This window comes from Streptomyces sp. NPDC003697 (assembly GCF_053587115.1).
Genome location: NZ_JBSFNN010000110.1, coordinates 1 through 18,257 on the forward strand (window position 1 = coordinate 1; position 18,257 = coordinate 18,257).

15 protein-coding genes are annotated in these 18,257 nt (G+C 74.1%); 9 read left to right on the top strand and 6 right to left on the bottom strand.

Annotated features, from left to right (window positions below):
- Positions 1-130: sigma factor-like helix-turn-helix DNA-binding protein (locus ACWDNY_RS28595; RefSeq protein WP_451648711.1), on the top strand; the 130-nt coding region annotated here is incomplete at its 5' end.
- Positions 131-578: 448 nt separating this feature from the next.
- On the opposite strand, the gene ACWDNY_RS28600 is transcribed toward ACWDNY_RS28595, so the two are convergent.
- Entirely contained in the window at positions 579-1,241 is a 663-nt protein-coding gene (locus ACWDNY_RS28600; protein ID WP_451648712.1) for a class I SAM-dependent methyltransferase, read from the bottom strand.
- A gap of 178 nt (positions 1,242-1,419) precedes the next feature.
- The gene (locus ACWDNY_RS28605) at positions 1,420-1,638 is read right to left on the bottom strand and encodes a hypothetical protein (RefSeq protein WP_451648697.1); all 219 of its coding nucleotides are present in this window, start codon (positions 1,636-1,638) and stop codon (positions 1,420-1,422) included.
- Between the two features lie 473 nt (positions 1,639-2,111).
- On the opposite strand from ACWDNY_RS28605, the gene ACWDNY_RS28610 reads away from it, so the two are divergent.
- Positions 2,112-2,564 carry a flavodoxin family protein gene (locus ACWDNY_RS28610; protein ID WP_451648698.1) on the top strand — a complete coding sequence of 151 codons (453 nt, stop codon included), beginning with the start codon at positions 2,112-2,114 and terminating at the stop codon, positions 2,562-2,564.
- A 54-nt stretch (positions 2,565-2,618) separates the two neighbouring features.
- Here ACWDNY_RS28610 and ACWDNY_RS28615 read toward each other — a convergent pair whose 3' ends face one another.
- The 3 genes from ACWDNY_RS28615 to ACWDNY_RS28625 form a co-directional block, all read right to left on the bottom strand.
- Positions 2,619-3,944, bottom strand: a complete 1,326-nt coding sequence (locus ACWDNY_RS28615) for a lipase family protein (RefSeq protein WP_451648699.1) — start codon at positions 3,942-3,944, stop codon at positions 2,619-2,621.
- Positions 3,945-4,335: 391 nt separating this feature from the next.
- Complete coding sequence (locus ACWDNY_RS28620) at positions 4,336-5,976, bottom strand: alkaline phosphatase D family protein (protein ID WP_451648700.1); 1,641 nt, start codon at positions 5,974-5,976, stop codon at positions 4,336-4,338.
- A 342-nt stretch (positions 5,977-6,318) separates the two neighbouring features.
- A complete protein-coding gene (locus ACWDNY_RS28625) occupies positions 6,319-7,191 on the bottom strand; it encodes a trypsin-like serine protease (protein WP_451648701.1) in 873 nt (290 codons plus the stop codon).
- 255 nt (positions 7,192-7,446) lie between these two features.
- Between ACWDNY_RS28625 and ACWDNY_RS28630 the strand changes: the two genes are divergently transcribed.
- The 4 genes from ACWDNY_RS28630 (at position 7,447) to ACWDNY_RS28645 (ending at position 11,008) form a co-directional block, all read left to right on the top strand.
- Positions 7,447-7,923: an N-acetyltransferase family protein gene (locus ACWDNY_RS28630; RefSeq protein WP_451648703.1), complete on the top strand. Its 477-nt coding sequence runs from the start codon at positions 7,447-7,449 to the stop codon at positions 7,921-7,923.
- 189 nt (positions 7,924-8,112) lie between these two features.
- Positions 8,113-8,484 (top strand): hypothetical protein, encoded by a 372-nt coding sequence (locus tag ACWDNY_RS28635; RefSeq protein WP_451648704.1) that lies wholly within the window; start codon positions 8,113-8,115, stop codon positions 8,482-8,484.
- Between the two features lie 292 nt (positions 8,485-8,776).
- A complete protein-coding gene (locus ACWDNY_RS28640; RefSeq protein ID WP_451648705.1) occupies positions 8,777-10,195 on the top strand; it encodes a serine/threonine-protein kinase in 1,419 nt (472 codons plus the stop codon).
- A gap of 57 nt (positions 10,196-10,252) precedes the next feature.
- A complete protein-coding gene (locus tag ACWDNY_RS28645) occupies positions 10,253-11,008 on the top strand; it encodes a ZIP family metal transporter (RefSeq protein WP_451648706.1) in 756 nt (251 codons plus the stop codon).
- A 42-nt stretch (positions 11,009-11,050) separates the two neighbouring features.
- Here ACWDNY_RS28645 and ACWDNY_RS28650 read toward each other — a convergent pair whose 3' ends face one another.
- Complete coding sequence (locus tag ACWDNY_RS28650; RefSeq protein ID WP_451648707.1) at positions 11,051-11,842, bottom strand: polysaccharide deacetylase family protein; 792 nt, start codon at positions 11,840-11,842, stop codon at positions 11,051-11,053.
- 288 nt (positions 11,843-12,130) lie between these two features.
- Between ACWDNY_RS28650 and ACWDNY_RS28655 the strand changes: the two genes are divergently transcribed.
- The 3 genes from ACWDNY_RS28655 (at position 12,131) to ACWDNY_RS28665 (ending at position 18,129) form a co-directional block, all read left to right on the top strand.
- Positions 12,131-15,505, top strand: coding sequence for a pyruvate carboxylase (locus ACWDNY_RS28655; protein ID WP_451648708.1), 3,375 nt, complete (start codon positions 12,131-12,133; stop codon positions 15,503-15,505).
- 875 nt (positions 15,506-16,380) lie between these two features.
- The gene (locus ACWDNY_RS28660) at positions 16,381-17,268 is read left to right on the top strand and encodes a hypothetical protein (protein ID WP_451648709.1); all 888 of its coding nucleotides are present in this window, start codon (positions 16,381-16,383) and stop codon (positions 17,266-17,268) included.
- A gap of 138 nt (positions 17,269-17,406) precedes the next feature.
- Positions 17,407-18,129 (top strand): class F sortase, encoded by a 723-nt coding sequence (locus ACWDNY_RS28665; RefSeq protein ID WP_451648710.1) that lies wholly within the window; start codon positions 17,407-17,409, stop codon positions 18,127-18,129.
- Positions 18,130-18,257 lie beyond the last annotated feature (128 nt).

Genomic DNA, 18,257 nt, shown 5'->3' on the forward strand with positions numbered 1-18,257 from the left:
CTGGCGGTTCGTGGAGGAGCTGACCCAGGCGCAGATCGGGGAGCGGCTCGGTGTCTCGCAGATGCATGTGTCCCGGCTGCTGTCGCGCACGCTGAGGAGCCTGCGCGAGGGCATGCTCTCCACCACCTGATCCACCACCGCGCGACTGTCCCGCGGGCCGCGCCCGCAGGCGTTCCACGGCATCGAGACGGCCCGGGCCGGCGGCTCACACCGCCCGCCCGGGCCGTTTGCAGTCGAAGGACGCCGCTCGAGATGGAGAGGCGTTTCGGACGGCTGCCGGCCCCCGTGAGGTGCACAGCCACGAACCGGAGCGGAGCAGGATGCCGGGCCCCCGCGACGGCACGGACGCCAGGCCGCCCGGCGGCCGGGTCCACCGGACGGACGCTGGGTGCGGGTCAAGCCGACACCCTGGTGCTCGGCGAGCGTGACGCGCTGATCAGCGACAACACCGCCGACCTGGTGCGCGCCCTACTGCGCCGACTGGTCCGCACCCACGCGCCGTGGCTGCGCATCCGGTACGCCTTCCGACGGCTCCCGGCACGGAGCGGCGGCCCCGGAAACCGCGCCGCTGCGGCGGGTCAGCTCCGCACGGCGACCGCCGCCGGTCGCTCGCAGTCCAGGAAGAGCTGGGGCTCGGGCATCGCCTCGGGGTGCGCGGGCGTGAAGACCTGACTGTCCTCGGACAGCACCGTCAGGCCCGCCTCCTCCACCATGGCGGTGAAGTCCCCGGCGCAGAAGCTGGTCACCCGCACGGGCTGCCCCATGAAGACCCCCTGGACCCCCTCCAGGTCCAGCGGCACGGTGGCGAGCGCCATGGCACCCCCCGGCCTCAGCGCCCGGGCCAGGCGGCGCACCAGGCCGGACTGCTCCGCACGGGACATCTGCAGCAGCGAGAAGTACACGCACACCGCGTCGAACGAGTCGTCGCCAAGGTGCACCTCGCGGATGTCGGCGCAGCGGAAGGAGGCCTCGGGCACCCGGCGGGCGGCGAGGTCCACCATCACGGGGGAGACGTCGATCCCCAGCACGTCGTGCCCCGCGGCGGCCAGCGTCGCGGCCGTGGGCCGGCCCGTGCCGCTGCCTACGTCGAGGACCCGGCTGCCGGGTCCGAGCCGGGCGAGCAGCCGTTCCAGCGAGGCCCCGTGCGCCGCCGAACCGGCGAACGCGTCCTCGTACCGCGCCCCCAGTGCGTCGAACACCGCCGAGGCCGGACGGCACTGATCCGCGTTGCCACCCACGATGCTGCCTCCCCCTGCGACGGCCACTGCCGGGCATGGTGGCACCCGCGGCGCCGGGCCACAACATTTTTGGGGTCCCCGGCGCCGCGCCGGGCCCGCGGGGCCGTCGTTCGGGCGACGACGCGAGTTCCACGGCAGGGCCCAGGGGCCGCCGCGCGCGGCGCCGAGCGGCCACCCCCTCTCAGAACAGTGCCTCCTGGAGCGGCGCGGGCGGACGCTTCGCCCGGCCGCGTGAGCGGGGTGCGGGCGGCTCGTCGCCGAACAGCGGGTCCGTGCCGCACTCGTCCGGCTCGGCCGGTATCACGGCGGGCCCGGTGCCCACCGCCAGACGCAGCGGCTCCTCCCGGTCGAAGTCCCCCGGAGTCATGCGCGTCCAGTCGCGGCCCTGCTGCTCGCTCACCCGTCTCCCTCCGTCCGCGGCGCCCGGCCGGCAGCACGTCCGCCGTACGCGGCCGGCGACACGGCCACGCCGGCTCCCTGAGCCTAAGGGCTGTCCCGTGATCCCCGGCGGGCGCACGACGACGGCCACGGCACCGCGCCGCGTTGCCGGTTCGCCCGCGCACCCCCGGAACGAGGACGACTCTCGCCCTGCGGCGCACCGCGTCCGGCGGCGCGCGCTGTTCCACCGGGACGACGGGACAGCCCCCGGGGCCTGTGCGAACGCGTTCCCCGCCGCGCCTGCGGACGGCGAGGCCGCCGACGCGACCGGCCCTGGACCGAACGCGTTCCCCGAAGCGTCCGTCACATCACCGGCCGGCAAAGGACCCGCGCCCGGCGGTCCGCCCCGGCCGGGCCCGCGGGAACGGCGGCCCGCCCCGCCCGGGCCGCGCACGCGGTTTGCCGTCGGAGGGGACACCGGGGGAGAGTTCGGACGTGGCTACTCTGCTGATCGTGCATCACACGCCCTCACCGAACTGCCAGGCGATGCTCGAGGCCGTCGTCTCGGGCGCGACCGATCCCGACATCGAGGGCGTCCGGGTCGTTCGGCGGGCCGCGCTGTCGGCATCGGCGTCCGACGTACTGGCCGCCGACGGGTACCTGCTCGGCACCCCGGCCAACCTCGGCTACATGTCCGGGGCCCTGAAGCACTTCTTCGACCAGGTCTACTACCCCTGCCTGGACGAGACGCGGGGCCGGCCCTTCGGGTACTACGTGCACGGGGGCAACGACGTGACCGGGGCCGTGCGCGGCATCGAGACGGTCACGACGGGCCTCGGCTGGCGCCGTGCCGCCGAGGCGGTGAGCGTCACCGGTGAACCCGGCAAGGCCGACCTGGAAGCGTGCTGGGAACTGGGCGCGGTGCTCGCGGCCGGACTGACGCGGTGACGCCGCGCCCGCGCCGGGCGTGGGGGACCCCCGCGCCCGGCGGGTGACGGCCCCTCAGGGCTGGAGGGGCATGGTCCAGCAGTTGGACCTGGCCGGCTTTCCGGCGAGGCGGTCGGTCAGCCAGGAGACGGCGCTGCCCTGGTCCACCAGCAGTGGGCCGACGTGGTTGATCAGAGCGCTGCCGACGTCGAGCAGGGGCACGGCCCGGTAGGTGACGTCGGCGCCCTCGCGGCACCAGTCGACGGCGAGCCGGCGGGACTGCGCATGGGGGACGAGGTCGTCGCTGGTGCCGGTGGCCACCCGGACGGGGCCGGCCGGCTTCAGCTTGCCGATGCGCTGGCCGTCGAGGAAGGCCGTGAGTTCGGGCGTGGCGCGGATGATGTCGCCGATCGACTTCCCGTCCGTCGTCCACCTCGTGCTGCGCGCGAAGCCGTAGCGGAGGAGGGAGTCACCGATGCACATCGTGGACAGGTCCGCCAGGGCGGCCTTGCCGACGGCGTTGAGATGGGCGTTCGCCAGGGGTTCCAGATCGGGTTCGGACTGCAGGAAGCCGTTCAGGGACCAGCCCAGGGCGCCCGCGAGTTCGGTGCCGTCGATGGCTTCGGTGACCTCGGTCAGGTTCGCGGGCGGCGCGCCCGCGTAGGTGCCCGCGAGGGGGACGTCGGGGGCGTAGGCGGGCTGGAGTTCGGCCGCGGCGGCGGTGGCGCCGCCGCCCTGGCTGTAGCCGAACAGTCCGACGCGTGAGGCCCGGGTGACCGAGGACCCCTCCAGGGAGCGGGCGGCGCGGGCCGCGTCGAGGACGGCGTGGGCCTCGTCGACCCGGTTGACGTAGGTGTGCAGGCGGTCCGTGGCGCCGAGGCCGACGTAGTCGGTGACCACGACCGCGGCGCCCTCGGCCAGGAGCCGGTAGACCGACAGATCCTCGTAACCGACGGACACGGTCCGGCCGTTGAACATCAGCGGGTGCTCCAGGCCCATGGAGGCGGCGCACTGGTCGCCCTGCCCCATGGTGCCCGGTGCGACGACGACCAGGGGGCGCGCTCCGCGGCTCCTCCAGGGCGCCCTGGGTTCGATGTAGGCGCCGGTGACGGCGACCGGCTGCCCGCCCGCGTCGGTCGACTTGTACATCAGCCGGGTGGCCCGTCCCGGCAGCGGACCGCCGATGACGGGCAGGCTCAGGGCCAGCCGCAGCGGTTCGCTGCGGATCACGGCGCCGTCCGCGGCGGGCAGCGTCTCGGGCGGGTTGTAGAAGGCGGGAATGGTGACGCCCCGGGAGACCACGGGGGCCGGGCCCGTGGCTGCGGTGGCCGGTAGGGCCTGGCTGCCGAGACAGGCGGCGGCGGAGACTGCTATGGCGACCAGACGTCTGCGCGCGGGCATGGGGAACCCCCTGGGATGCGGCCGGCAGGAGAGGCGGTCTCCGTGCCCCGGGCGGCCGGAAGTCGCCCTGGGCACGGGGAACCGGCGGCGTGAGGGCGCGCGGTCGTCCCACCGGGCTCCCTCACGCCGTGGGGAAGTGGGCTGACCAGACCGTAGACGACCTGCGGTTACCGACGGTACCCGCGAGTAGGTTACGGTTCAGTAATTTAACTTCGCGCCTGATCGGGTCCGCAGGCTCTCACGCGCCGCACCTGTCGCACTGAGCCCCTGCACCCCAGCAGCCGTCATCCGCACGCGTGTGCCGCCCTGCCGCACCGCCCCCGCACGTCCCCGGTCCCGGCCCCCGGCGGGCCCGGGGCGGGAACCGGCCGCCCCCGGGAGCCGGGCGTCGTCACGCCGGCTTCAGTCCCTGGTCGCCCACCTCGGTGACGAAGGAGGCGGCCGTGGTGAGCGGCGCGCCCGGGCTGGTGACGTGCGGCAGCGTCTTGTAGTCCACGCGGGCCAGTTCCCGGCCGAGCCGCACCGTCGCGTAGCCGCGCCGGCCGTCGTAGAACCGCATGTGCGGGTTGGCGGCCCGGTAGGCGGCCCAGTCGGACGGCTTCGCCGAGCCGTCGCCGCCGCTGGTGATCGACGTGGTGACGACCTCCGTGCCCATGGTCCGCGAGTCCTGGTCGTCGAAGTCGCGTTTGATGTCGAACCCGTAGTGCACGTGCACGTCGCCCGTCAGGACCATGAGGTTGTCGACGCCGGCCGCCTCGGCCCCGGCCAGGACCCGCTCGCGGGAGGCCGGGTAGCCGTCCCAGGAGTCCATGGAGACCCTGGAGGGCGCGGCGGTGGTGTTCCGGCGCTGGGAGAAGGTGACCTGCTGGGGCACCACGTTCCACCGGGCGCGCGAGCGGTGCCAGCCCTCGACGAGCCAGCGCTCCTGGGCGTCGCCGGTCAGGGTGCGCGACGGCTCCTCGGACTCGGGCCCCGGGTACTGCCAGCCGTCCCCGTAGGCCTGGTCGGACCGGTACTGACGGGTGTCCAGCACGTCGAACTGCGCGAGGCGGCCCCAGTGCAGGCGGCGGTACAGCCTCAGGTCGGGCCCGTCGGGCAGCTGGGGGCGGCGCAGGGGCATGTTCTCCCAGTAGGCCCGGTACGCGGCGGCCCGGCGCAGGAGGAACTCCCCGGTGGGGTCGTCCTTCTCCGACACGTCGTCGGCGTAGTTGTTCTCCGTCTCGTGGTCGTCCCAGGTGACGACGAAGGGGTGGGCGGCGTGCGCGGCCGCGAGGTCCGGGTCCGACTTGTACAGCCCGTAGCGGAGCCGGTAGTCCTCCAGGGTCACCGTCTCGTGGTTGTGCACGTCCGGCACGGTGCCGGGGGCGTAGCCGCGCGCCCCGCCCGTCGAGTTGACGGCGTACTCGTAGAGGTAGTCGCCGAGGTGGAGGACGACGTCGACGTCGTCCTCCGCGAGGTGCCGGTAGGCGGTGTAGTAGCCCTGGTCGTAGCGCTGGCAGGAGACCAGGCCGAAGGAGAGCGCGGAGACCGCGCTGCCCTGTCCGGGGGCGGTGCGGGTACGGCCGGTCCGGCTGATCCAGCTGCCGGCTCTGAAGCGGTAGTAGTAGACGCGGTTCTCGTCCAGGCCGCCGGCCTCGACGTGCACGGCGTGATTGAACTCGGGGTGGGCGACGGTCGTGCCCCGCCGCAGCACGTGACGGAATCCCTCGTCACGGGCCAGCTCCCAGCGCACGGGGACGCGCCGGGCCGGCAGCCCGCCGTCGGCCCGGCGCGGCGCGGGGGCGAGCCGCGTCCACAGCAGCACCGAGCCGGGCAGCGGGTCGCCGGAGGCCACGCCGAGGGTGAAGGGGTCCTCGGTGAGTTTCGCCGGGTCGAGTTCGGCCGCGGCGGCGGTGCCGGACGCGGGGAGGTTCACCGTGAGCGCGAGCGCGGCGGCCGCGCCGGTGAGGGTCAGGAAGCGTCGGCGGCCCAAGTGGCGGGCGGCCGCGCGGAGTTCCGGGGTCGGGTGTGACGGGCGGGATGCGGGTGTCATCCGGGCCTCCCTGTCGAGACGGTTGCCGCTTGCATTGGAGTGGCTCCGCACGACGTCGACTTGGAAGGTGCATGACACCCTGATGGCGGAACGGTGAGTTCCGATCGCTGTTCCCGCATCCCGCCCGGCACATGGTGGGCCGCCGCTCCGGCCGGGCGCCGTCGCCCGGTGCCCGGCCGGCTGGGCGGCCCCGACCGCCCGCTCCGGCATCGGCGGCCCCGCTCTCGCCCACGGCCCGGCCGGTGGGCGGTACCCGAAAGCCGCGCCGGGACCCGGCCGCGGGGGAGTGCTCACCCCCCTGGCCGCCGTCGCGTTCGAGCGCCGCCGGGCGAGAGCCGCTTCCTACGGCAGCTTCACGAACGGCGACAGGAACGCCCGCGCGCCGGAGGTGTCCAGCCGGTAGGCGACGTTCGTGGCGTAGCACGGGCTGTCGCCGGTGATGGTCGTGCCCACGAGGACCCTCCGTCCGCCCAGGACCGCGAAGTTCGGCCCGCCGGAATCGCCGTAGCAGGCGCCGCCGTTGCCCTGCGGCGCGGTCATGGCCAGGCGGACCCAGGCATTGTTGAGAGCGTTGAAGCTCAGGGGCGCCTTCATCCGGACGCCGCCGCCCGGATGGGTCTGTCCACCCGGTCCGTTGACCGCTTCCTGCGTGCCGTAGCCGGCCACCAGCCAGTCGGCGGAGTTCAGCCGCTGCGATCCGAGAGTGCCCAGCTCGTTCGCGGACGGCAGCGTGGCGGGCGTGAAGGACCAGCGGGAGGCGACCTTCGCGGCGGGCAGTTCGATCACCGCGATGTCGTGGGTGTCCGCGGACGGGCCGGGATAGCCGGGGTGGGTGCGGGCGGTGCCCTCGACGGCGACCGCGCCCGCCTGGGCGGCCGGATCTCCCGGGTGCGTCCGCGCGGCGGCGTCCAGCCCCGCCTGCACGTCCTGGTCGAGCGAGACGTAGAACCTGACGTCGTCCGGCCAGTCAGTGGTGCAGTGCGCGGCGGTCAGGAACGTGTCCGCGTCGATCATCGTGCCGGAGCAGACCCAGTCGACCCGGTCAGGGGTCGCCGGATCGCTGTCGTCGTCCCAGGTCGCCACGAGCGCGCCGACCTCGGTGCGTTCGGGCGCGGGCGCGGCGTTGTAGGAGTTGATCGCGGAGGAGGGCGTCGCGGTGGCGAGCACGGCGGCGCAGGCCGCTGCGGTGACGGCGGTGGCGCGTACGGCGGTCAAGAAGAACCCCTTCGACGAGCGGGACGGGTGTTCTCCTGTGGGGGTGAGGGGCATTGAACCGTCTGCCGCGGTCGCGATCAAGGGGTTCGACGCGCGGGGGGTGAGCCGTGCCGCCCGGCGAGCCGCCATGCCGGCGAGCCACCCGGGGGACCGTGGAGACCCGGGGCATGACATCCCGCCGGGGCACACCAGGGGCCCGCGCGGCGACGCGGGGGCGGCTCCGGCGCACCGCGGGGCGTGTGTGACACTGCGCTCATGATCCGCACCGCGACACCCGCCGACGTCCCCGCCCTCCACACCCTGATCCGTGAGCTGGCCGAGTACGAGAAGGCGCTCGACGAGGTGCGGGCGACGCGGGAGCAGCTCGCCCAGGCGCTGTTCGGCGAGCACCCCGCGGCCTTCGCACACGTCGCCGAGGACGCGGACGGCGAGGTAGTGGGCTTCGCGCTGTGGTTCCTCAACTTCTCGACCTGGCGTGGCGTGCACGGCGTCTACCTGGAGGACCTGTACGTCCGCCCCGAGGCGCGCGGAGGCGGTCACGGCAAGGCGCTGCTGACCGAGCTGGCCCGGATCTGCGTGGACCGCGGCTACGAACGCCTGGAGTGGTCGGTCCTGAACTGGAACCGTCCCGCCATAGGCTTCTACGAGGCTCTGGGCGCCCGCCCGCAGGACGAGTGGACGGTCTACCGCCTGACGGACGAGGCCCTGACCCGGCTGGGAAAACGCGTGTAGCACAGCGGGCGGCTGACCGCCTTTCAGTCTTTCGGGTAACGCGACCGGGAACCGCGTGCCCACCGGACGCCACGGTCCTAGTTTCGACAGGGCGCGGGACGCGCGTCCTGTCGGGCGTCCCGCACAGTCCGGGATCGCGCCGGCGCCGGCTGACCACCGGCACGGCATCCGACGAGGGGAATCGGATCCATGAGTACACGCAAGTGCCTTGCCCTGGCCCTGGCCACGACCGCCCTGCTGGGCGGCACCGTCGCCCTCGCCCCGGCGGCGACCGCCGCCCCCGGCGCGCCGGCGGCGGACTCCTGCACCAACAACTGGTCCGTCTCCAGCCGCCAGGGCTACGCCAACGGCAAGTGGTGCAACTACAACACGAAGGTCATCGGGACGGTCCACGACACCAAAGCCGACGGGCGCTGCCCCTACGTGCGCGGCCAGGTCCGCGGCGGCGGCCACGTCGACAGCGACTGGGCGGGCCCGAAGGGCGACTCCTCACCGGTGCGGCTGCAGGCCCCCCGCGGCAAGTCGTTCGAGCGGCTGGAGATGATGTACATCAACTGCTGAGTCCTCCCACCCCAGCACCGCACGTCCGTACTCGGGCCACCGGGTCGCGCTCGCAGGCGGCCCGGTCGGCCGACCGCGTCTCCGGCCGGCCCGATTGCCGGCTCCGAAGCGGTGCACCGTCACCACGTGGACACCGGCGGCACGCCGGTACGACCGAGCACGCGGCCGCCGGTTACTGAGCGCGCGGACACCGGCCGCCAAAACGGCCTGGGTGCCTGCCGCTCGAGCGGGTACCCGGGCCACACGGCGTCGATGGCCGGCATTGCTCGCGGTGACAGTAACGGAGAGACGCATGAACGGCCCCCCAACAGACTTCCCGCCGACGCAGCGGCTGTCCGCCGAGACCGTAGGTGGCCGGTACCAGCTGGGCGCCGGTATCGGCCGAGGAGGTGCCGCCGACGTCTACGAGGGGGTCGACGTCCGCCTCGGACGGCGGGTCGCCGTCAAGATCTTCCGGGCGGGCGCCGACCCCGAGTTGGAACGCCGGTTCGCCGAGGAGGCCCTCCTCCTCGCGCGCCTCCAGCACCCCGGGCTGGTGACCGTCTACGACGCCGGAAGGCACCAGGGACGCGCCTACCTCGTCATGGAGCTGGTCGCGGGGCGGACGTTGCGCGAATGTCTCGCGGCCGGGCCGCTGTCCCCCCGACGCGTCGCCGAACTCGGCGCCGCTCTCGCGCGGGCGCTCGCCCATGTGCACGACGCAGGCATCGTGCACCGCGACATCAAGCCGTCGAACGTCCTGCTGGACGCGTCCGGCGCCCCCCACCTCGCGGACTTCGGCATCGCCCGGCTGGTGAACGCCACTCACCACACCGCCTCCGACGTCCTGATCGGAACCGCCGCCTATCTGGCGCCGGAACAGGTCATGGGCCGTGAGGTCCGGCCGGCCGCCGACATCTACGCCCTCGGCCTGCTCCTGCTCGAATGCCTGAAGGGGTGCCTGGAGTACGAGGGCACCCCGCTGGAGGCGGCCGTGGCGCGCATGCACCGGCCGCCCGTCCTCCCGGACTCGCTGCCGCCCGCCCTGGCCCGTCTCCTGCGCGCCATGACGGCTCAGGACGAGGCGGAGCGGCCCGACGCCTCGAGTTGCGCCGGGACGCTGTCCGCCCTGTGCTCCGCACCCCTGTACGCCGTACCGGACGCCGCGCTGTCCTCCGTCGCCCCCGTCACCACCTTCTCCGAGCGGGCTGACACCGAGACGCGGCGCAGCCGGGCCCGGCACACCGGCAGGACGGCACACGCGCGCCGCCTCGCGGTGGGCACCGCCCTCACCGCGCTCTCGGCGGCGCTGGGAGCCACCCTCGCCATGACCCCGGGCACCGGCGGCCACGGCGACGAAGGGGCCGGCTCCGGCAGGCCCACCTCCGAACTGGCCCAGCCGCCCTCCGGCTCCGCCTCCCCCGAGACCGCGCCGAGGTCGGCCGCGGCCGGCCCGAACACGCCCGGGTCCGGCTCCGGTTCGGCGTCCGGGCCGTCTCGCTCCACCCGCCGGGCGCCGGCCGACGACACCGGCATGACCGAGGCCGGGGCCCGGGCCGCGGTACGCCGGACGCCACCCGGCGAGCAGCGGGGCGGCACCGCCCGGCACAAGGCCCCGGCAGGCAAGGCGGCCCCGGCCCGGGCCGGGAAGGCGGCCGGGGCCGCTCACGCCCATGCCGGGCCCCGCGACGCGCGGAAGCCGGCCCGGGCACCAGGAAAGGGCCACCGCTGATCCGCGGCGCGGGGCCCGCGGGATCATGAAAAGTGGCCCACGGGGTACGCAGGGAACATGAAGGAAGCTCTGGTCGCCGGCGGATGGGGACTGCTCGCCGGATCGGCTCTCCTGGTGGGGGCGGTGCTCGGTTATCTGGTACGGGTACCGCAACGCGTGATCGCGTACGTGATGGCCTTCGGCGCCGGGGTCCTGCTGTCCGCCGTCTCCTTCGAACTGCTCGAGGAAGCCAACAAGGAGGCGGGCCTGATGCCGACGGCGGTCGGCACGTTCCTCGGGGCCGCGGCCTACACGGGCGGCAACGTGTGGCTGGCCCGCCGTGGTGCCCGGCACCGCAAGCGGTCCGGTCACCGGGCGCAGCAGCCGTCCGAGGAGCAGCGGGCGGGATCGGGCAGCGCCCTGGCACTCGGCGCGCTGCTGGACGGCGTCCCGGAGTCGGCGGTCATCGGCGTGAGCCTCCTCGACGGCGGCGCGGTGAGCCTGGTGACGGTGGCGGCCGTGTTCATCAGCAACGTGCCCGAGGGGCTGTCCAGTTCGGCGGGCATGCGCGCGGCGGGACGCGGGTCGCGCTACGTGTTCGGCGTGTGGGGTTCGATCGCGGTGGCCAGCGCGCTCTCCGCGCTGCTCGGGTACGCCGTCATCGGCGGCCTGTCCCCGGCCGTGGTGGCCGCGGTGACGGCCGTCGCGGCGGGTGCCATCCTGGCCATGGTCGCGGACACCATGATCCCGGAGGCGTTCGAGGAGACCCGTCTGGCTCTCGGCCTGATCATCGCCTTCGGCTTCCTGGTCTCCTTCGGGCTCTCCCACCTGTGACCGCACCCGGGCCGGCCGTGACACACCGCCGCGGGCCCGGACTCACCGAACCGGGAAACCGAACGAGTAACCCTGCTCCCTCAGCCACGGCAGGACCTCGCGCAACGCGGCCACCGTCTGGGAGCGGTCTCCGCCCGCGTCGTGGAAGAGGACGGTCGGGCCGTTGGAGATCTCGTTCCTGACGGTGGCGACCAGGGCCTGCGTGCCGGGCCGCTCGAAATCCCTGGAGTCGACGTTCCAGCCCAGCGGCCGCATGCCCCGCGACGCGGCGAGCCGGCGGCTGTACGGGGTGAACGCACCTCCCGGGGCCCGGTAGTACAGCGGCCGGACCCCTCCGGACGCCTCGGTGATCATGCGTTCGGCGTCCAGGATCTGCTGGGACTGATAGGCCTCGGACCGGGTGTCCATGGTGGTGTCGTGCGACACGGTGTGGTCGCAGAGCCGGTGTCCGGCCGCCACGACCGCCTTGACCAGGTCCGGGTGCGCCTGCGCCTGGGTGCCCACCATGCAGAACGTGGCCTTCACCCCGTTCTCCCGCAACACCCGCAGCACCTGGGGCGTCCAGACCGGGTCCGGTCCGTCGTCGACGGTGATGTTGACGCCGCGGGCGCCGCGGTCCGAGGCGTGCGCGATGTCCGCCGGCACCGGCGTTCCCGCGGGGCGGTGTTCTCCGCCGCCCGGTGCGGAGGGCCGCGAGACGCCCGCTCCGGCCTGACCCCCCGCGACGGTGTCGGCCTGCGCCGTCCACACCGACGCGGCGGCCGCGACCGCCGTCACGCCGAGCGCCGCCGCGAGTACCCGGCCGTGCCAACCCCGTCCGCCACGCCTCGTCATGTCCGCCCCTCTTTCCTCGCCGTCCCGGTGATCTGCGCACCCGTCAGGACGGAGGCGGAGCGCGGGAGGATCCGTCGGTTACCGATCACGGACAATCCCGCGGGCGTCCGGCGACAGCCGTGACACAACGGCGGCCGGCCCGCCCGCGCGGGCGCCACCCCCGTGCGGCCACCGCGCGGCCCGTCGGCCGGTCCGCGTCACACCGGGCCAGTGGCCCGGCTCACATGGCGTTACGGAGGCGTCGCGGACACGATGGTCCTCGTCACCGGCAGGCCGAAGGGATCCAGAATGTTCCGCAAGGTGCTGGTCGCCAACCGTGGCGAGATCGCGATTCGCGCGTTCCGCGCCGGCTACGAGCTGGGCGCGCGGACCGTTGCGGTCTTCCCGCACGAGGACCGCAACTCGCTGCACCGGCTGAAGGCCGACGAGGCGTACGAGATCGGCGAGCCGGGGCACCCGGTGCGGGCCTATCTCTCCGTGGAGGAGATCGTCGGCGCGGCACGCCGGGCGGGAGCCGACGCCGTCTACCCGGGGTACGGGTTCCTGTCCGAGAACCCGGAGCTGGCCCGTGCCTGCGAGGCGGCGGGCATCACGTTCGTCGGGCCGGACGCCGGCACGCTGGAACTCACCGGGAACAAGGCCCGCGCGGTGGCGGCCGCCCGGGCCGCCGGTGTGCCGGTGCTCGGCTCCTCGGCGCCCTCCACCGACGTCGACACCCTGGTCCGCGCTGCCGACGACATCGGCTTCCCCGTGTTCGTCAAGGCGGTCGCGGGCGGCGGCGGACGCGGCATGCGGCGGGTCGAGGACCCGGCGACGCTGCGCGAGTCCATCGAGGCGGCCTCCCGCGAGGCGGCGTCCGCCTTCGGCGACCCCACCGTCTTCCTGGAGAAGGCCGTCGTCGACCCGCGCCACATCGAGGTGCAGATCCTCGCCGACGGGCAGGGCGACGTCATCCACCTCTTCGAGCGGGACTGCTCGCTCCAGCGCCGCCACCAGAAGGTGATCGAGCTCGCGCCGGCACCGAACCTCGATCCGGCGCTGCGGGAGCGGATCTGCGCCGACGCGGTACGGTTCGCCCGCGAGATCGGCTACCGCAACGCGGGCACCGTCGAGTTCCTGCTCGACCGCGACGGCCACCACGTGTTCATCGAGATGAACCCCCGCATCCAGGTCGAGCACACGGTCACCGAGGAGGTCACCGACGTCGACCTGGTGCAGGCGCAGATGCGCATCGCCGCCGGTGAGACCCTCGCGGATCTGGGGCTCGCCCAGGACACCGTCACCCTGCGCGGGGCCGCCCTGCAGTGCCGCATCACCACCGAGGACCCGGCCAACGGCTTCCGCCCCGACACCGGCAGGATCAGCGCCTACCGCTCCCCGGGCGGCTCCGGCATCCGGCTGGACGGCGGAACCACCCACGCGGGTACGGAGATCAGCGCGCACTTCGACTCGATGCTCGTCAAGCTCACCTGCCGGGGCCGCGACTTCACGGCCGCGATCGGCCGGGCCCGGCGCGCCGTGGCCGAGTTCCGCATCCGCGGCGTCGCCACCAACATCCCCTTCCTGCAGGCCGTGCTGGACGACCCCGACTTCCGGGCCGGGCGGATCACCACGTCGTTCATCGAACAGCGGCCGCACCTGCTGACCGCCCGCCACTCCGCCGACCGCGGCACCAAGCTGCTCACCTACCTCGCCGACGTCACCGTCAACAAGCCCCACGGCGAACGCCCCGAGCTGACCGACCCGGTGACCAAGCTGCCGCCGCTGCCCGCCGGCGAGCCGCCCGCGGGTTCCCGGCAGCGGCTCGTGCAGCTCGGCCCGGAAGGCTTCGCCCGCGGGCTGCGCGAGTCGCGGACCCTCGGCGTCACCGACACCACCTTCCGCGACGCGCACCAGTCGCTGCTCGCCACCCGGGTGCGCACCAAGGACCTCCTCGCCGTGGCCCCGGTCGTGGCGCGGACGCTGCCCGAGTTGCTGTCCCTGGAGTGCTGGGGCGGCGCCACCTACGACGTCGCCCTGCGCTTCCTGGCCGAGGACCCCTGGGAACGCCTGGCGGCCCTGCGCGAGGCCGTGCCCAACGTCTGCCTGCAGATGCTGCTGCGCGGCCGCAACACCGTCGGCTACACCCCGTACCCGACGGAGGTCACCGACGCCTTCGTCCAGGAGGCCGCCGCCACCGGTATCGACATCTTCCGGATCTTCGACGCGCTCAACGACGTCGGCCGGATGCGCCCCGCCATCGACGCCGTGCGCGAGACGGGGGCGGCGATCGCCGAGGTCGCCCTGTGCTACACCGCCGACCTTTCCGACCCGTCGGAGCGCCTGTACACCCTCGACTACTACCTCCGACTGGCCGAGCAGATCGTGGCCGCCGGCGCACACGTCCTGGCCGTCAAGGACATGGCCGGCCTGCTGCGCGCCCCGGCCGCCGCGACGCTGGTGTCGGCGCTGCGCCGCGAGTTCGACCTACCGGTGCACCTGCACACCCACGACACCGCGGGCGGCCAGCTCGCCACCTACCTCGCCGCCGTCCAGGCCGGCGCGGACGCGGTGGACGGCGCCGTCGCCTCGATGGCGGGCACCACCTCCCAGCCGTCGCTGTCGGCGATCGTCGCCGCCACCGACCACTCCGAGCGGCCGACCGGCCTGGACCTGAAGGCCGTCGGCGACCTGGAGCCGTACTGGGAGAGCGTGCGCAAGATCTACGCGCCGTTCGAGGCAGGCCTGGCCTCGCCCACCGGACGCGTCTACCACCACGAGATCCCGGGTGGTCAGCTGTCCAACCTGCGTACCCAGGCGGTCGCCCTCGGCCTCGGGGACCGCTTCGAGGAGATCGAGGCGATGTACGCCGCCGCCGACCGCATCCTGGGCCGCCTCGTCAAGGTCACCCCGTCGTCCAAGGTGGTCGGCGACCTCGCCCTGCACCTGGTCGGCGCGGGGGTGACGCCGGAGGACTTCGAGGCGACGCCGGACCGGTTCGACATCCCCGACTCCGTGATCGGCTTCCTGCGCGGCGAGCTGGGAACGCCGCCGGGCGGCTGGCCGGAACCGTTCCGCACCAAGGCGCTCCAGGGCCGCGCGCAGGCCAGGCCGGTGGCGGAGCTGACCGACGAGGACCGCACGGGCCTGCGCAAGTCCCCGCGCGCGACGCTCAACCGGCTGCTGTTCCCCGGGCCGACGCGCGACTTCGAGACGCACCGCCAGGCCTACGGTGACACCAGCGTGCTCGACAGCAAGGACTTCTTCTACGGGCTGCGGCCCGCCAAGGAGTACGCCGTCGACCTGGAACCCGGGGTCCGGCTGCTCATCGAGCTGCAGGCCGTCGGCGAGGCGGACGAACGCGGCATGCGCACCGTGATGTCCACCCTGAACGGTCAACTGCGGCCCATCCAGGTGCGCGACGCCGCCGCGGCCTCCGACGTCCCGGCGACGGAGAAGGCGGACCGGAGCAATCCGGGACATGTCGCGGCACCGTTCGCCGGAGTGGTGACGCTCGCGGTCGCCGAGGGCGACCAGGTGGAGGCAGGCGCCACCGTGGCCACCATCGAGGCGATGAAGATGGAGGCCGCGATCACCGCCCCCCGGTCCGGCACGGTGGGCAGGCTGGCCATCAACCGCATCCAGCAGGTGGAGGGGGGCGACCTGCTCGTCGAGGTCGGGTGAGGCGTCCCCGCACGACGGGCTCCGGCCCCGCCCTGACGGCCAGGGCGGGGCCGGACCCCTGTCCACACGCCTGCGGCGTCTGCGCCCACCGCGCCACCCCCGCCGACGTCGTGCGGAGACCGGGACCGGGGCCGGACTGCCCGGCGCGGCGTCCCGCGCACTCCGCACCGACAGCCGACCCGGCCCAACTCGCGGGCTGAAACCGCTTGCTCCGGTCCCGGGCACAGGCGCCGCCCGGCTCGGCGGGCCGGCGGCGCGCTGACGGTGTTTCCACCGGGCGCCGGTGCCGCGGAGCCGGTGGCGGGGCCGTCGTCCCGCAGGCCCGCTGCCGCTTCCGGCCGTACGCACCGGTGACCGCTGCCGCGCGGCAACGGTCACCATGACGGAGCGTCGGGTCCGTGCAGCGCCCGGATCGCCCCAGGGCGGAGAAGGCCGGACGCAACCCTTTCGGATATACCCCGGCGGGCGGCACCTTCCTCGGCAACGGGGACGGCGAGCGGGAAGTGGCCGCTGCGCCATCTGGCGGCGGGCCGTCATCTCACCGGCCGTCGAGCACCGGCAGGGGAGCCCGGCCAGATCCCCGCCTTCACCAGCCATGACCCGGGCGCCGGGACGGACCGTGCCCCCGGGCGCCCCGCGGCCGCCGCCCTCGGGCCTCGTCCCTGAGTGTGACGTCCCGCGGTGCCGTCTGATGGGTCGTCGGGCCACGTCCTGACGGCCCGACAAGGCCGGGAAGCGGAAAGGCACGGTAGCCCGAATGCGGCGCTCCGGTGGTCGGACGTGCCGATTGCGTGGAGGGTGATCAAGTCGCCACTGCGATCCCGAGTGAGCCCGGCACAGTGCCGGCTCTCGCAGTCGTGACGGAAGGAACGCCCATGCGTATCACGCGTACTTTGTTCACCGCCGCCGCGATCTCCGCAACCGTGGCTCTCTCCGCCCCCGTCGCCGGCGCGCTGAGCATGTCCGCGCCGACGGCCTCGCAGGGAGTGGTCGCCGACCGCGGCGGATCCGGCGAGGACTCCCACGGAGAGGATTCCCAGGGCAACGGCCGCGGGGACGAAGGTGGCCGGGGCGACGAGGGTGGCCGTGACGGGGGTGGCCGCGGCGACGACGGCGGCTGCTCCGGCAGGGGCGACGGCTGCGGTGACGAGGGCGGGCACCGGGGTGGGAGGCCGCACGGCGGCGTCCACGCCGGTGGCGGCGCGCTGGCCCTGGCGGGCACCGAGGGCGGTCGCGGTGAGGACGGCGGCCGCGGCGGTGAAGGTGGCCGCGGTGGGGACGGTGGCCGCGACGGAGGCGGCCGTGACGGGGGTGGCCGCGGCGACGACGGTGGCTGCTCCGGCAGGGGCGACGGCTGCGGTGACGAGGGCGGGAGGCCGCACGGCGGCGTCCACGCCGGTGGCGGCGCGCTGGCCCTGGCGGGCACCGAGGGCGGTCGCGGTGACGACGGCGGCCGCGGCGATGAAGGTGGCCGTGGTGGCGGGGGCGGTCGCGGCGACGAGGGTGGCCGGGGCGACGAGGGTGGCCGGGGCGACGAGGGCGGTCATGGCGACGACGGCGGCTGCTCCGGCAGGGGCGACGGCTGCGGTGACGAGGGCGAGGACCGGGGTGGCAGGCCGCGTGGCGGCGTCCACGCCGGCGGCGGCGGTCTGGCGGACTCCGCCGGCAGCCTCGGCCTGGGAGCCGCCCTGGTGCTCGGCGGCGTCGGAGCGGGAGCGTACATGCTGCGGCGCCGCAGCGCCTCGAACACCTCCGCGGCCTGAGCACCTCGCTGCCGGCCAGAACGCTGTAACGTCGCGGTCTTTGCCACCCCCGGGGGATGGCAAAGACCGCGACAGCGGCCGCGCACACTCCTCACCGTCCGCCTGGCCACGGTCACCCGTTCATGAAAGGCACCGCGCATGGCCTCCTCGCAGCCGCCGCAGACGGAGCAGTCCGGAACCAAGCCCGCCACACGGCCTCGCCGGAACCACCTGTTCTGGCCGGCGGCAGCGGTGGCCCTGGGCGCGCTGCTCATCCACCAGTCCCTGGACAGCCCGGTGGAGGGCCTGCCGAACCGGACCCTCGCCCGGGCCACCACGTCCACCCCGGACATCCCGCAGACCCCGCTTCTGCAGAGCCCCACACCGACCTCGGCGGCTCATGACGACAAGGCGCTGCCCCCGTCCGCGCCGACCAGGATCTCGATCCCCGACATCGGTGTGAACGCACCGTTCACCAAGCTGTCCGTCAGCAACTCGGGACAGCTTCAGGCACCCCCTCTGGACGACGACAATCTCGTCGGCTGGTTCCAGGGCGGTGCGTCGCCCGGCGAGCGCGGCACGTCGATCGTCGTCGGCCACGTCGACACGCGCGAGGGCCCCGCGGTGTTCGCACAGCTTGAGGCGCTCGAGCCCGGACAGTTCGTGAACATCACGCGTACCGACGGTGTGGTCGCACGCTTCAAGGTCGATTCGGTCGACACCTTCAGCAAGGCGAACTTCCCCGACAAGGAGGTCTACGCCGACACCCCCGGCCCCGAGCTCCGCCTCATCACGTGCGGAGGCCCCTACAACCGAACCAAGAAGGACTACGAGGACAACGTGGTGGTGTTCGCCCACCTCGACTCGGCCACGCACGGGTGACGAGAGCCTGCCGTCACCCGTGCCTGCCATGACCGAGGGGCCGGCAGCTGCTGCTGCCGGCCCCTCGGTTGGGAGTAGCGGGGACAGGATTTGAACCTGCGACCTCTGGGTTATGAGCCCAGCGAGCT

What these genes read in the sequence shown, in the direction of transcription:
- ACWDNY_RS28615 (WP_451648699.1), bottom strand. Translation starts at nt 3,944, where the DNA reads ATGCCCGCGCGCAGACGTCTGGTCGCCATAGCAGTCTCCGCCGCCGCC.
- ACWDNY_RS28620 (WP_451648700.1), bottom strand. Translation starts at nt 5,976, where the DNA reads ATGACACCCGCATCCCGCCCGTCACACCCGACCCCGGAACTCCGCGCG.
- ACWDNY_RS28630 (WP_451648703.1), top strand. Translation starts at nt 7,447, where the DNA reads ATGATCCGCACCGCGACACCCGCCGACGTCCCCGCCCTCCACACCCTG.
- ACWDNY_RS28635 (WP_451648704.1), top strand. Translation starts at nt 8,113, where the DNA reads ATGAGTACACGCAAGTGCCTTGCCCTGGCCCTGGCCACGACCGCCCTG.
- ACWDNY_RS28640 (WP_451648705.1), top strand. Translation starts at nt 8,777, where the DNA reads ATGAACGGCCCCCCAACAGACTTCCCGCCGACGCAGCGGCTGTCCGCC.
- ACWDNY_RS28645 (WP_451648706.1), top strand. Translation starts at nt 10,253, where the DNA reads ATGAAGGAAGCTCTGGTCGCCGGCGGATGGGGACTGCTCGCCGGATCG.
- ACWDNY_RS28650 (WP_451648707.1), bottom strand. Translation starts at nt 11,842, where the DNA reads ATGACGAGGCGTGGCGGACGGGGTTGGCACGGCCGGGTACTCGCGGCG.
- ACWDNY_RS28655 (WP_451648708.1), top strand. Translation starts at nt 12,131, where the DNA reads ATGTTCCGCAAGGTGCTGGTCGCCAACCGTGGCGAGATCGCGATTCGC.
- ACWDNY_RS28660 (WP_451648709.1), top strand. Translation starts at nt 16,381, where the DNA reads ATGCGTATCACGCGTACTTTGTTCACCGCCGCCGCGATCTCCGCAACC.
- ACWDNY_RS28665 (WP_451648710.1), top strand. Translation starts at nt 17,407, where the DNA reads ATGGCCTCCTCGCAGCCGCCGCAGACGGAGCAGTCCGGAACCAAGCCC.